Source organism: Cognatishimia sp. MH4019 (assembly GCF_020177595.1).
Taxonomy (GTDB): Bacteria; Pseudomonadota; Alphaproteobacteria; order Rhodobacterales; family Rhodobacteraceae; genus JAHTBL01.
In genome coordinates this window covers 45,039-57,936 of sequence record NZ_JAHTBL010000011.1, presented here as the reverse complement: position 1 = coordinate 57,936, position 12,898 = coordinate 45,039, and the positions used below count along the sequence as shown (strand labels likewise).

General features: G+C 58.7%; 14 protein-coding genes. 4 read left to right on the top strand and 10 right to left on the bottom strand.

Features of this window, described 5'->3' with window-relative positions; genetic code table 11:
- Positions 1-89 precede the first annotated feature (89 nt).
- From KUW67_RS16450 to KUW67_RS16435, 4 genes are all read right to left on the bottom strand, one after another.
- Positions 90-719, bottom strand: a complete 630-nt coding sequence (locus KUW67_RS16450; RefSeq protein WP_224826423.1) for a hypothetical protein — start codon at positions 717-719, stop codon at positions 90-92.
- Positions 720-883: 164 nt separating this feature from the next.
- Complete coding sequence (locus tag KUW67_RS16445) at positions 884-1,282, bottom strand: hypothetical protein (RefSeq protein WP_224826422.1); 399 nt, start codon at positions 1,280-1,282, stop codon at positions 884-886.
- A 101-nt stretch (positions 1,283-1,383) separates the two neighbouring features.
- On the bottom strand, positions 1,384-1,686 hold the full coding sequence (locus KUW67_RS16440) for a Dabb family protein (RefSeq protein ID WP_224826421.1): 303 nt from the start codon (positions 1,684-1,686) through the stop codon (positions 1,384-1,386).
- The gene (locus KUW67_RS16435) at positions 1,683-2,105 is read right to left on the bottom strand and encodes a VOC family protein (protein ID WP_224826420.1); all 423 of its coding nucleotides are present in this window, start codon (positions 2,103-2,105) and stop codon (positions 1,683-1,685) included. The genes KUW67_RS16440 and KUW67_RS16435 overlap by 4 nt, the downstream gene beginning before the upstream one ends.
- Positions 2,106-2,258: 153 nt before the next feature.
- On the opposite strand from KUW67_RS16435, the gene KUW67_RS16430 reads away from it, so the two are divergent.
- Positions 2,259-2,438: a CTP synthetase gene (locus KUW67_RS16430; protein ID WP_224826419.1), complete on the top strand. Its 180-nt coding sequence runs from the start codon at positions 2,259-2,261 to the stop codon at positions 2,436-2,438.
- On the opposite strand, the gene KUW67_RS16425 is transcribed toward KUW67_RS16430, so the two are convergent.
- The gene (locus KUW67_RS16425; protein WP_224826418.1) at positions 2,429-3,187 is read right to left on the bottom strand and encodes an alpha/beta fold hydrolase; all 759 of its coding nucleotides are present in this window, start codon (positions 3,185-3,187) and stop codon (positions 2,429-2,431) included. The two genes, KUW67_RS16430 and KUW67_RS16425, sit on opposite strands and share 10 nt — an antisense overlap.
- A gap of 54 nt (positions 3,188-3,241) precedes the next feature.
- On the opposite strand from KUW67_RS16425, the gene KUW67_RS16420 reads away from it, so the two are divergent.
- The gene (locus KUW67_RS16420; protein WP_224826417.1) at positions 3,242-3,607 is read left to right on the top strand and encodes a hypothetical protein; all 366 of its coding nucleotides are present in this window, start codon (positions 3,242-3,244) and stop codon (positions 3,605-3,607) included.
- A gap of 61 nt (positions 3,608-3,668) precedes the next feature.
- Here KUW67_RS16420 and glyA read toward each other — a convergent pair whose 3' ends face one another.
- A complete protein-coding gene (gene glyA / locus KUW67_RS16415; protein ID WP_224826416.1) occupies positions 3,669-4,964 on the bottom strand; it encodes a serine hydroxymethyltransferase in 1,296 nt (431 codons plus the stop codon).
- A 187-nt stretch (positions 4,965-5,151) separates the two neighbouring features.
- On the opposite strand from glyA, the gene KUW67_RS16410 reads away from it, so the two are divergent.
- Positions 5,152-5,928: an NAD kinase gene (locus tag KUW67_RS16410; RefSeq protein WP_224826415.1), complete on the top strand. Its 777-nt coding sequence runs from the start codon at positions 5,152-5,154 to the stop codon at positions 5,926-5,928.
- Here the strand turns inward: KUW67_RS16410 and KUW67_RS16405 are convergent.
- The 4 genes from KUW67_RS16405 to KUW67_RS16390 all read right to left on the bottom strand — a co-directional run bounded on the left by KUW67_RS16405 (position 5,925) and on the right by KUW67_RS16390 (position 12,337).
- Positions 5,925-7,190 (bottom strand): sigma-54 dependent transcriptional regulator, encoded by a 1,266-nt coding sequence (locus KUW67_RS16405; protein WP_224826414.1) that lies wholly within the window; start codon positions 7,188-7,190, stop codon positions 5,925-5,927. The genes KUW67_RS16410 and KUW67_RS16405 overlap by 4 nt on opposite strands.
- Entirely contained in the window at positions 7,187-7,852 is a 666-nt protein-coding gene (locus tag KUW67_RS16400) for a hypothetical protein (protein ID WP_224826413.1), read from the bottom strand. The genes KUW67_RS16405 and KUW67_RS16400 overlap by 4 nt, the downstream gene beginning before the upstream one ends.
- 110 nt (positions 7,853-7,962) lie before the next feature.
- Positions 7,963-9,852, bottom strand: a complete 1,890-nt coding sequence (gene prpE / locus KUW67_RS16395) for a propionate-CoA ligase PrpE (protein WP_224826412.1) — start codon at positions 9,850-9,852, stop codon at positions 7,963-7,965.
- A gap of 205 nt (positions 9,853-10,057) precedes the next feature.
- Positions 10,058-12,337, bottom strand: a complete 2,280-nt coding sequence (locus KUW67_RS16390) for an NADP-dependent malic enzyme (RefSeq protein ID WP_224826411.1) — start codon at positions 12,335-12,337, stop codon at positions 10,058-10,060.
- 171 nt (positions 12,338-12,508) lie between these two features.
- On the opposite strand from KUW67_RS16390, the gene KUW67_RS16385 reads away from it, so the two are divergent.
- Positions 12,509-12,895: a cytidine deaminase gene (locus tag KUW67_RS16385; RefSeq protein WP_224826410.1), complete on the top strand. Its 387-nt coding sequence runs from the start codon at positions 12,509-12,511 to the stop codon at positions 12,893-12,895.
- Positions 12,896-12,898: the final 3 nt, after the last annotated feature.

The window sequence follows — 12,898 nt, the reverse complement described above, 5'->3', positions numbered from 1 at the left end:
AAGTGCCGGGTGGGCTGAAGCAATTCGCGCAGCGAAATGCGTGCCCACACCTGTGAATTGTGAAGCGAGATCAATAGACTGCTGGTAAACTATTCGGCAGGCCATCCATCATGAACTTCTCTGAATGTGCAGTTTTGGTTGGCGAAGAGGAAGGTCCCTTTGCACATTGCTGCAGTGATGCGCTGTAGGTCGCGGTAGTGGGCGTTCAGATCAAAATGATAAATTGGCTCATGATGCGCGATGCGATTGCGTAATCGTCGAGATCGGTCGCATATCTCCCAAGCAGCTTGCCGGTCGAGTGAGAAATCGTTTGGAAATATCGCTCCGACGCCGTTGGCCCAGCGATAGTGTGCTTCGTAGTCTACCGATAGTTGCGAGACCCAAAAACCTGCTGAGAGATCTGCTACTACCACATCAGCTTTCAGGCGTGTGCTGTTACGCTCTCGTTTCTGGCGGGAAACAGTGGTGTCTAGAGACCTACGATCATGTTTTTTGAAATTTCGGATGGCTCCCTGGTTCTCGAACCACCGATCACCATACTTAGTCCTTAAGAATTCATCGATCTTGTTCCTAAGGCAGATTTCCCAAGCTTGTGTGTAAATGTACAACGATTGGCACAGACGAGAATTATGTTGATAGAGTGACAATGCTTTGCCATCATTTCCATCAGAATCTGCGAGATATCGTTGAAAACGGGAAGCGCTTAACGACTTCTTCATTGAGTTCACGATTACGGGGTCGTGTGACAAAAGAACTTGCATTTCTAGTACTATTACCCCATGTTTAATGAGTGAACTCTTAGACTTGGTCACTACGCTAGCGTATACCCCTAGGAGGCGAGTTAACAACTCTTTGGGGTAAGCTGGTAACAGCTTGCCCCATTTTATTTTATGAGACTTCGCATTTTCTGGCCTTTCGCCCAAAGGCCAAAGTTTCGTTCTAGCTCTTGTTTTTTTTCCATTCGATACAACGTCTTACGAAGTGTGGTCTCGTTGACCTCGGTTCCTGCTATAGCACCAACGGCGTCGCGTAGTTGACCGAACTTTGCAGCACCTAGGTTGCCTGTTTGAAAGACCGCACGCACCAAGTCCTCGACTCTACCCTTTGGTTGTCTTTCTCGATCTTTTTCTTCAATTTTGTGGGCGGCGCCAGAAAACTGCTGTTCATAATAGTAGCTATACTTTGCACAGGCATCACGGAACTCATGAAGCGCATCATCAAGTCTCCGCTTGGATGCCAGCATCTCGGCATTCGCTACTTCCAATTCGCTAAGTGTCCTCATGGGTCACAACATACAGTGCTTTGCCGGTGCGCCAACACAAATTTTGTCAAAAACGGTGCAAAAATTCTTATCGGGCAAAAAAACTTACAATATTGGTGCTATCAAAAATCCACCACACAAACCCCCTCAACACCCCCTTCACAAATCCCAACCAACCGCCCCCCGGCCTCAACATGCGCCGGGTGCACCAAATACCCCTCCAGCGCCGCCCTATCCTCGAAATCCATCGTGAACCCGTGGTTATAGCCGCGCCCGATGCCCTCGGGGCTGACATCGGCGCCGAAATGGCTCCCCAGAAGCCCCGGCACCACGCCTTCCAGCGCGGCCAAACCCGCCCAGACCGCCGCGACTTCCGCCGGGTCCGCCTCTGCAGACACCTTGCACAACACGATATGCCGGATCATCGCTTTAACCTTTCGTTCACTTCGATCATGTTGCCGTCTGGATCCTCCACATACAGATGCCGCATCCCCGGAATGGCGAACTCGCCCGTCAGGGAATAGCGGATGCCCGCCGCCCGCAACCGCGCAATCACAGCCTCCAGATCGTCCACCTCGAACGCCACATGCCCGCCGACTGACGGGTTGTGGGTCAGGTCGTTCTTCGCTGCGAACGCCTCATCCGGCGCGATCAGGTGCAGCCCGGAATGGCTGTCGCGCCCATCGCCAAACAGCGCCAGTTTGTCCGGATCGCCCGGCAGATATCCGCGGGACGCAGGGAACGCCCAGGCGTGCTCCTCCATCCCCAGCATCGCGGCGTAGAAGCCGGCTGTTTTGCGCAAATCGCGCGCCTCTAGGTTCACATGATGGATTGACCAGCTCATCCGTTTCCTCCCGGTTTTGCGCCGCGCAGTGTCCATACAGGAGCCATACGCAAGCCATACCGAAACCATACCCGAACCAGACAGTTTGTCCTGCATCAAAGACAGTTCCGGGGTGCGCGATATCATGCGCGCAGATCAGCTAAGGTGGCTCCCATGATCCGTCTCGCGCTCACCCTTTACACCATGGCCGCACCGACCTTTGCCGGGGTCGGCGTGGTGATTGCATTGGTGTCGGGCTATGGCACGCTTGCGCCAATTCTGGCCGCTGCGGGTGTTGGATTTATTATCGCGATTCCAGCGGCTTACCTGCTGGCCAAGCAGCTTTACACATAATCCAGAAAAGCCCGGACTGCCGCTTCGAACGCGCGTGGATTCTCAGCGTGGAGCCAATGCCCCGCGCCGGGAATTTTTGCGAATTTGGCTGCCGGGAACAACGGTTTGATGACCTCGCGATGGGCGGTCTGGACGTAATCTGACGCGGCCCCCGACAGAAACAGCGTCGAGCCTTCAAACGATCCCGTAAGCTGCGGGAATCCAATGATTTTATCCATCTCGGCGGACAGCACATCAAGGTTCAGCCGCCAGCGTTTCTCGGCCACATCCAGAGATTGCAGCAAGAACGCCCGAACCCCTTGATCCTCAACGTGTTTTGCCAGTTCGGCATCGGCATCCGAGCGCTTTTCGACGTCGCTCAGATCAACGGCGCGCATCGCATCAATCATGTCTTGCTGCGTATGCGCATAGGCCACCGGCGCGATGTCCGCGACAACCAATTTGCGCACCAGATCTGGCCGCATCAGCGCCAGCACCATCGCGGCCTTGCCGCCCATGGAATGGCCCAGCACGTCCGCAGGTTCGCCAATGCTTTCAAGGGTTTCCGCCAGATCACTGGCCATATCCGCGTAGCTATGGCTGGGCCGCCAATCGCTGGTCCCGTGGTTGCGCATATCCACCGCAATCACCCGCCCGCGATCCGACAGCCGCTTGGCGATCACCCCCCAATTGCGGGCAGATCCGTAAAGCCCGTGGGCGATCAGCAGCGGTGTGCCCTCAGGACCATCGTGAAGAATTTGGCTTAACATATCCGGGCTTTAGCGGTCATTGCGACGACGGGCAAGCCGCGCTAGGGTCGCGCCATGGGGGATGTCGGGGCCAAAGCGGACGAACTAAGCGCGCTGCTGCAAGAGCGGCTGAGTTTTCGTGCGCGCGATCTGCATCATGCTTTGCGCAAAGCCGGCCGCCGCGTGCCGCGCCGCTTGCGGGTCGAGGGCGAGTATATCGCGCTGGCCCAGCATATGGAGCTGACCCCCAAGCTCGCCAAGCAGATTGACGCCGCTCGCATCGAGGCAGGGCATCGCGACCTGAAACGCTTTCTCGAAGAGATCAATCCAAGGGACCGCGTTATTGACGGCGCTTTAGGTGTCCTCGGGCCGCTGGCCTTCGGGCTGATCGTGCTGTTCGCGGTGTCGATTGTCGTCTTGCGCTGGCGCGGGTTGATCTAGCGCCGCGCAAACGCAAAACGGCCCGCGCAAGGCAGGCCGTTTTCCATGATATCACAGATACTTAGAGGTTTGGATAGATCGGGAAAGCGCCGCAGAGTTTGGCGACCTTCGCCTTCACGGCCTCTTCCACCGCGCTGTTACCATCTTCGCCATTCGCGGCCAGACCATCGACGACTTCGACGATCAGTTCACCAATCTCACGGAACTCAGGCTCGCCGAACCCGCGCGTTGTGCCCGCCGGGGAGCCAAGGCGAATGCCGCTCGTGATCATCGGCTTTTCGGTATCAAACGGAATGCCGTTCTTGTTGCAAGTGATGTGCGCGCGACCCAAAGCTTTCTCGGTCGCGTTGCCTTTCACGCCTTTGGGGCGCAGGTCGACCAGCAGAACATGCGTGTCGGTGCCGCCGGTCACCAGGTTCAGACCACCGGCCATCAGCGCATCACCCATGGCTTGGGCGTTCTTGATGACCTGCGCTTGATAGCTTTTGAACTCCGGGCGCAGCGCTTCGCCAAAGGCAACGGCTTTACCGGCGATGACATGCATCAGAGGGCCGCCCTGTATGCCGGGGAAGATGGCAGAGTTGAACTTCTTGGCCAGCGCCTCGTCATCGGTCAGGATCATGCCGCCGCGCGGGCCGCGCAGGGTCTTGTGCGTGGTTGTCGTGGCGGCATGGGCATGCGGGAAGGGCGAGGGATAGTGACCCGTCGCGACAAGCCCCGCAAAATGCGCCATATCCACCAGCAGGTAAGCACCCACGCTGTCAGCCACTTCGCGGAATTTGGCAAAGTCGATCTGGCGCGGAATGGCAGAGCCACCGGCGATAATCATCTGCGGTTTATGCTCGGCGGCCAAGGCAGCCAACTGGTCGTAATCAATGTCCAGCGTGTCTTCGCGCACACCGTATTGCACCGCGTTGAACCACTTGCCCGATTGGTTGGGCTTGGCACCATGGGTCAGGTGACCACCGGCATCAAGGCTCATGCCCAGAATGGTATCGCCGGGCTGGAGCAGCGCCTGAAACACACCCTGGTTGGCTTGAGAGCCCGAGTTCGGCTGCACATTTGCAAAACCGCAATTGAACAGTTGCTTGGCGCGATCAATCGCCAGTTCTTCGGCGACGTCCACATATTGGCAACCGCCATAATAGCGACGGCCCGGATAGCCTTCGGCGTATTTGTTGGTCATCACGCCGCCCTGAGCTTCCATAACAGCCGCCGAGACGATGTTCTCCGACGCGATCAACTCGATCTCGTCGCGTTGGCGGCCCAGCTCTTGCTGCATGGCTTTGTGCAAAGCCGGGTCGCGGGTGGCGAGTGTTTCGGTGAAAAATCCGTCGTCACGATGGGGGGCGTTCATAGGGCGTGCTCCTGAGCAAAAAGGGCAGTCATCAGTCTTTGGGGCGCGTTTATCGCATTCCCTAACGGCAAAAAAGCCTCTTTCTGGCTTTACTGCGCGCTGCAGGCGACCCAACGGTGCCGATACGCGACTTGTGTTTCCTGGGCAGTCGGGTGATGTTCCCCAAAGACATCAAAGGCTTCGCCCCATGCCCAGCATCCCGCACCCGCCCAAGATCGCGTTTCATGCGAGCGAAGCGAAAATCGCCGTGGCGGCGCAAAAGGCGCTGACCGAGCGGTATGGCGACATCTCTGCGGAAGACGCCGATGTGATCGTGGCCCTCGGGGGCGACGGATTTATGCTGCAGACACTGCACGGCACGCAGGCGCTGGACGTGCCTGTTTACGGCATGAATTGCGGCACGGTTGGGTTCTTGATGAATGAATACGGCGAGGGCGCTTTATTGGAGCGTATCTCTGCCGCCGAAGAAGAGGTCATCAACCCGCTGGTCATGAAGGCTGTCACAGCGGATGGCACGATACATGACGGGTTGGCGATCAATGAAGTGTCGCTTCTGCGCGCAGGGCCGCAAGCCGCCAAGCTGCGGATTTCCGTCGACGGGCAAGTGCGTATGGACGAGTTGGTGTGCGATGGGGCGCTGGTCAGCACGCCCGCAGGCTCTACCGCGTATAACTATTCGGCCCACGGACCGATCCTGCCCATTGGGGCGGATGTGCTGGCATTGACCGCGATGTCAGCATTTCGGCCCCGGCGTTGGCGCGGAGCGCTGTTGCCCAAGACCGCCCATGTGCGGTTCGATGTGATCCAACCCAAAAAACGCCCGGTGATGGCAGAAGCCGACAGTCGGGCTGTGAAAAACGTGCTGTCCGTTGAGATCAGAAGCGAGCCGCAAATCGCCCACCGTATCTTGTTCGATCCCGGCCACGGGCTGGAAGAACGGCTCATTCAAGAGCAATTCGTCTAAGCGTCCGCGTCCCAGGTCTCGCGCTTGCGATAAAGCGTCGAGGGCGAAACACCCAGCGATTTCGCCGCTTTCGGCACAGAGCCATCATATTGCCGTATCGTTTGTTCAATCACCATGCGCTCGATATCGGCCAGGGTCTGCCCCATCAAAACGGGCGCCTCGGCCTCTGATGAAGGTTGCGTCGTCTCACGCAGATCGCGGATCATCTGGGCGGTGATCTGTGGTCCTGATTGCAAGACAACAATCTGGCGCAACAGATTGATAAGTTCAGGAATATTGCCGGGCCAATTGTGGCGCAACAACTCTGTCGCGGCCTCTGGTGTCAGGCTCATCGGACCGCGGTTCTCGACCGCGCAAAGCTCGGGCAAAGCGGCATCCGCGATCTGACACAGATCGGTCTGACGCTGCGCAAGGGTGGGTAAGTTCAGTGGCAGCGCGTTCAGCCGATGGATCAAATCAACCGGGTAGGCCGTGCGCTCCAGCGCGCCCATGACCGATCCTTCGAGGGTCGAGATGATGGCATGAACGGGCAGGGGGCCGGTTTTGATCCGGTCCAGAAAATACTGCGCTGTCGCGACGGGCAGGCGGTCCACCTCATGCAGCAAAAGGGATTCTGTCGGTTTCATCTGCGCCAATAGGGCCGAAAGGCTTTCCGGTGTTGCCGTGCGGCAGATCACGTCGTGAAGCGCGCCTCGCGTGGCCGTGCTGCGCTGGGCGTGTAGATGCTGTGCGCAGTCGGATTTACCTGTGCCTTCAGCACCGGTCACCATCACAGGGGCGGTCGATTGGGCAAAGGCATCAAGCCGCTCGCGCAGCTTTGTGATCGCGGGGCTGCTGCCGATCAGCGACAAAGGCAGCCTGTGATGGCTCTCGCTGCTTTTGGCAAGCCGCGCGCGCAGAATTTCGGTGCGCGCATCGGCGACGGCGGCCAGCAGGCGAATGTCGTTGAAGGGTTTGACCAGAATGTCGAACACCCCTTGCTTGACCTGATCAGGGCGGTGGCGCAGCATGGTTTGCGGCAAAGTCATCAGCACTTTGGTGCCGGGATGGGCCGAGTGCAGATGGCGCAGAACGGCCTCGTGATCAGCGCCTTCCAGCATGCCATCCAGAATAACGACGCATGGCGGCGCCGTATGGTAGCAGGACAGCCCTTCAGCCCGCGACGTCGCGCAGGTGACCGTGTTGCCCGCCCGCTCAAGAATAGAGCGGTAGACCATCCGCAAACTGGCGGTGCCTTCAATCAGGAGGATCGGTGTCGTCATTCCGCCGGGCGCATGTTTGCCGCTGGAGACAGATCAGACAACAACGCGATCAACTCCGCCAGATCGGTGCTGAGCATCTCGGCCACGATACCGCATTTGCGGGTGTCATGTTGATCGACACCATCCAGCAAGTCTTGCGCCAGACGGGCGGCCCGTTGCGCGCCGATGGCCTCGGCCACGGACATGGCGGTGCACGCGGCTGTGCGTTTGTCAGCCGTGAGACTGCCGGGATGCAGGTCGTCGCGTGCGCTGCTCAGATCAATGGCCAACTGGTTGAGAAGGTGGTCGCGCTGAGAGGCGCCTGCCATCACCAGCAAGGCCTCCAGTTGACCAAGGTCGATCAAGGCGGGCTGGCTGGTGCGGCGCACGCCGCCGCCACGCGTCGCAGAGCTTTGGATGTTCAGCATATCGCTGGTGATCGCTGCGGCCAGATCAAGCGCTGCGGTGCGAACACGTTCCAGTTGCATCTTGCAATGTGGGTCATCGGCCTGAGCAACCAAGTGACGCGCATAGCCTTCCAATTGCGCAAAAGCGGCCTCCAGCGGGAAGCCGAAATTGGGCGTGGGACTTCCCGCAAATGGCTGTGGAGCGGTCGGAGCCCCCGTGGTTACGGTATCTATGTCACTATCTAAGTCACTTTGGGTCCCAGCTATCTGGCGCATTCTATCCTCGGCTATCAGGTCTTGAACCACACGTATGGGTTGAACCCCCCGGTGATAGCCTACGAGGCATAGTCCCGCCAACCTGTCTAAAAGTCACCCTTTGCCGAGCGCTATTTTGCGTAACCCATCTTTTGCAACGCCACGCGAATCTCATCCAGGATCGCGGGGTCGTCGATGGTTGCGGGCATTTTGAAGTCTTCACTATCCGCAATTTTCACCATCGTACCGCGCAGGATCTTGCCCGAGCGTGTTTTGGGCAAACGGTCTACCACGCAAGCAAGCTTGAACGCCGCAACGGGGCCAATCTTGCCGCGCACCATTTTCACGACATCGGCGACAACTTCGTCATGGGGTTTGTCGGACCCGCTGTTGAGGCACAGAAAGCCCATAGGCAACTGTCCTTTCAACTGGTCGGTCACGCCAATAACGGCGCATTCGGCGACATCGGGGTGGGCGGCCAGCACCTCTTCCATGGCGCCGGTCGAAAGACGGTGACCTGCCACGTTAATCACGTCATCGGTGCGCGCCATGATGTAAAGATAGCCATCCTCGTCGATCATGCCCGCATCGCCGGTTTCATAATATCCGGGGAATTGCTGCAAATAGCTTTTCTTGAAACGCTCCTCGGCATTCCAAAGTGTCGGCAGCGTGCCGGGAGGCAAGGGCAGCTTGATCGCAATCGCGCCCAGTTCGTTCGGCCCCATCTTGTGACCCGCCTCATCCAGGATTTGCACGTCAAAGCCCGGCATCGGCACCGCGGGGGAGCCCAGCTTGATCGGCAATGCCTCGATCCCCAGCGGGTTGGCGGCGATGGCATAGCCCGTCTCGGTCTGCCACCAGTGGTCGATCACCGGAACACCCAGTTGGTCCTGCGCCCATTCGATGGTGTCAGGGTCGGCGCGTTCACCGGCCAGATAGACCTGCTCAAGACAAGACAGATCGTATTTCTTGACGAACTCGCCCTTTGGGTCCTCGCGCTTCACCGCGCGGAAAGCGGTGGGCGCTGTGAAGAACGATTTGACCTTATGTTCGGAAATGACGCGCCAGAAGGTGCCAGCATCGGGCGTGCCGACGGGCTTGCCTTCAAAGACGATCGTGGTGTTGCCAGTGATCAGCGGTGCGTAGCAGATATAGGAATGCCCCACGACCCAGCCCACATCGGAGGCAGCCCAGAACACATCGCCGGGATCGACATTGTAGATGTTTTTCATCGTCCAGTTCAGCGCGACCAGATGGCCTGCGGTCGGACGCACCACGCCTTTCGGCGCACCCGTCGTGCCGGAGGTGTAGAGGATATAGGCGGGGTGATTGCCCTCAACCGGCACACATTCGGCAGGGTCAACGCCATATTGGAAGCCGTGCCAATCAAAGTCGCGCCCCTCTTCGAGCTTGGCAACCTCTTGTTCGCGCTGGAAAATCACGCAGAAGTCAACCTTATGCGTGGATTGCTCCATCGCGCCGTCCAGCAGGGGTTTGTAATGCACGACGCGGCCCGGTTCCAAACCGCAGGAGGCCGCAATGATGCATTTGGGCTGCGCATCGTCGATCCGCACGGCCAACTCGTTTGCCGCAAAACCACCGAAAACCACGGAATGCACAGCACCAATGCGCGCGCAGGCCAGCATCGCCTCCAACGCCTCAGGCACCATCGGCATGTAGATCAGAACGCGGTCGCCTTTTTCGACGCCCTTGGCGCGCAGCGCACCGGCCAGCGAGGCGACGCGGGTTTGCAATTCAGCGTAAGTGATCTCGTGCTTGGTGTGGGTGATCGGGCTGTCATAGATGATTGCCGTCTGATCACCGCGCCCGGCTTCTACATGACGGTCTACGGCGTTCCAGCAGGTGTTCACCTTGCCGTCCACATACCATTCATAAAGCGGTGCGTTCTCATCAAACAGCGCTTTGGAGGGTTTCTGCGTCCAGTCAATCGCCTCCGCCGCGTGCATCCAGAAGGCTTCAGGGTCGTCTTTCCAGCTCTGGTAAACGTCAGCGTAAGTCATAGCGATGGTCTCCTCCAAGTCCGGCGCATTTAGGAGGGTGGGACCCGTCCGGGCAAGACAGTTACCGGTAGCAGCGACCGATTGGCGCGGAAAATTTGCAGTTTTGCGCAGATCACCAGTGCAAACTTTTGCAAACCCACCGATTTATTGGCTTTTTCTGAATAGTCGTGTGGAGTTTGCAAAGTTTACGCGTTTTCGCACCGACTCACCCGTATTGCGCCACCGGTGTGCCTGCGAGCGCTGTCATGTTCAGCAAACCCCGCGCTGTGATCGACGGCGTCACGATATGCGCGCGGTTGCCCATTCCCATCAGCACCGGCCCCACCTCAAGCCCGCCTGCACGCATCTTCAGGATGTTGCGCACGGCAGAAGCCGCGTCTGCGTTGGCAAAGATCAGCACATTCGCAGCACCTTCCATGCGCGAGCAGGGCAGGATGCGCGCCCGCAATTCTGGGTCCAGCGCGGAATCGGTGTGCATCTCGCCTTCATAGATGAAGTCGCGCGGTTCGCTATCGAGGATCGCCAGCGCATCGCGCATGCGGCGGCCTGTGTCGCAATCCAGATTGCCGAATTGTGAGTGCGAGCAGAGCGCGATGTTGGGCTCCAGACCGAAGCGGCGCACATGGCGGGCCGCGCCGATGACGGCTTCTGCGATCTGCGCAGGGGTGGGTTCTGGATGCACATGGGTGTCCGCGATAAACAGCGGGCCGTCCTCAAGGATCATCAGGCTCAGCGCGCCGACCGGGTGCAATTGAGACGTGCCCAGCACCTGCTGGATATAGTTCAAATGCCAGAGAAACTGCCCGAACGTGCCGCAAATCAGGCTGTCGGCGTCGCCTTGATGCACCATCACCGCGCCAATCGCCGTTGTGTTGGTGCGCATAATCGCGCGGGCCAGGTCGGGCGTGCCGCCTTTGCGGGCCATCAGCTTGTGATAGGTCTCCCAATATTGGCGGTAGCGGGGATCATTTTCGGGGTTCACCACCTCGAAATCATCGCCCACATGGATCGACAGGCCCAGCTTTTCGCAGCGCGCGGCGATCACATCCGGACGTCCGATGAGGATCGGCAGATCGGTGGTTTCCTCAAGAATTGCCTGCGAGGCCCGCAGGACCCGCTCGTCCTCGCCTTCGGCAAAAACGATCTTGCGTTTCGCGGTGCGGGCGGCTTGGAAAATCGGGCGCATGAGCAGCGCTGATTTGAAGACCGACCCATCGAGTGCGGCTTTATACGCCACCAAATCCTCAACAGGCCTTGCGGCAACACCGCTTTCGCCCGCGGCCTTTGCCACTGCCGTGGCGACAACGCCCATCAAGCGCGGATCGAACGGTTTCGGGATCAGATAATCGGCGCCAAAGGTCAGTTCTTCGCCCTTATAAGCAGCGGCGGCCTCGGCACTTGTGGTGGCGCGGGCCAGTTCGGCAATCCCTTCGATGCAGGCCAACTGCATCGCATCGTTGATTTCGGACGCTCCCACATCCAACGCACCCCGGAAGATAAACGGGAAACACAGCACGTTGTTGACTTGATTGGGAAAATCGCTGCGCCCGGTGGCAATGATCGCATCCGGAGCGGCTTTGCGCGCGTCATCTGGCGTGATCTCAGGGTTGGGGTTGGCGAGCGCAAAGATGATCGGACGCTCGCCCATTTTCGCGACCATTTCGGGCTTGAGCACATTGGGACCAGATAGTCCGAGGAATAAATCCGCGCCCTCAATCACATCGGTCAGTGTGGCAGCGCTGTCACCTTGCGCGTATTCTGCTTTTTGCGGGGTCATCTCGGTCTCGCGACCCTTGTAGACCAGCCCGTCGATATCACAGAGCCAGACGTTCTCGCGCTTCACGCCCAGCTTCAGAAGCATGTTCAGACACGCGATGCCTGCCGCGCCGCCACCGGTTGAGACGATCTTGATGTCTTCAAACTTCTTGCCCGCGATCCGAAGCGCGTTCGTCGCCGCAGCGCCCACCACAATCGCAGTTCCGTGCTGGTCATCATGAAAGACCGGGATATTCATCCGTTCGCGGCAAATCTTTTCGACGATGAAACAGTCGGGCGCTTTGATGTCCTCAAGGTTGATGGCCCCGAATGTCGGTTCCAGCGCGCAGACAATATCAGCAAGGCGTTCGGGATCGGCCTCGTTCACCTCGATATCAAAACAGTCGATATTGGCGAATTTCTTGAAAAGAACCGCCTTGCCTTCCATCACCGGTTTGGAGGCCAGCGCGCCGATATTGCCCAGACCCAGCACGGCGGTGCCGTTGGTCACGACCGCCACTTGGTTGCCGCGTGCGGTGAATTTTGATGCGGTGGAAGGGTCGGCCTTGATCTCCAGACAGGCCTCGGCCACGCCGGGCGAATAGGCGCGCGCCAGATCGCGTCCATTGGCCAAAGGCTTTGTGGCGCGGATCTCTAGTTTCCCCGGCTTGGGAAATTCGTGATAATCCAGAGCGGCTTGTCGGAAGCTGTCCTTGGCCGAATCCGTCATCTTATGTCCTCCTCCCAGATATAGTTTAGCGTTAAACTATTTTTCTAACCCAAGGGAAAGCATCAATTTCGACCAACAGGGTCACAAATCGTCGCAAGTGGTTCGGGCTGCGTCAAGGCTTGCAACCCAGCGTCGCACCCCGCAAAGTCGGGCAAAGACGACAGGATGCCCATGACCCTTCTTGATGACGCCAAAGCCGTGCGTAAAAACGCCTACGCGCCCTATTCCAACTTCAAGGTGGGGGCGGCGATCCGGGCCAGTTCGGGCGCGGTCTATGTGGGGTGCAACGTGGAAAACGTCGCCTATCCCGAAGGCACCTGCGCCGAAGCGGGCGCGATAGCCGCTATGATTGCCGCAGGCGACACGACCATCGCAGAGGTCGCCGTGATCGCTGACAGTCCCAGCCCCGTCCCCCCTTGTGGCGGCTGTCGTCAGAAGCTGGCCGAGTTCGGGGCCGCTGATGTCTTTGTCACGATGGCCACGACGGATGGCGCATCCGAAACGGTGCGCATCGCTGATTTGCTGCCCGGCGCGTTTGGCGCGGGGCATATGGGCTAGCAC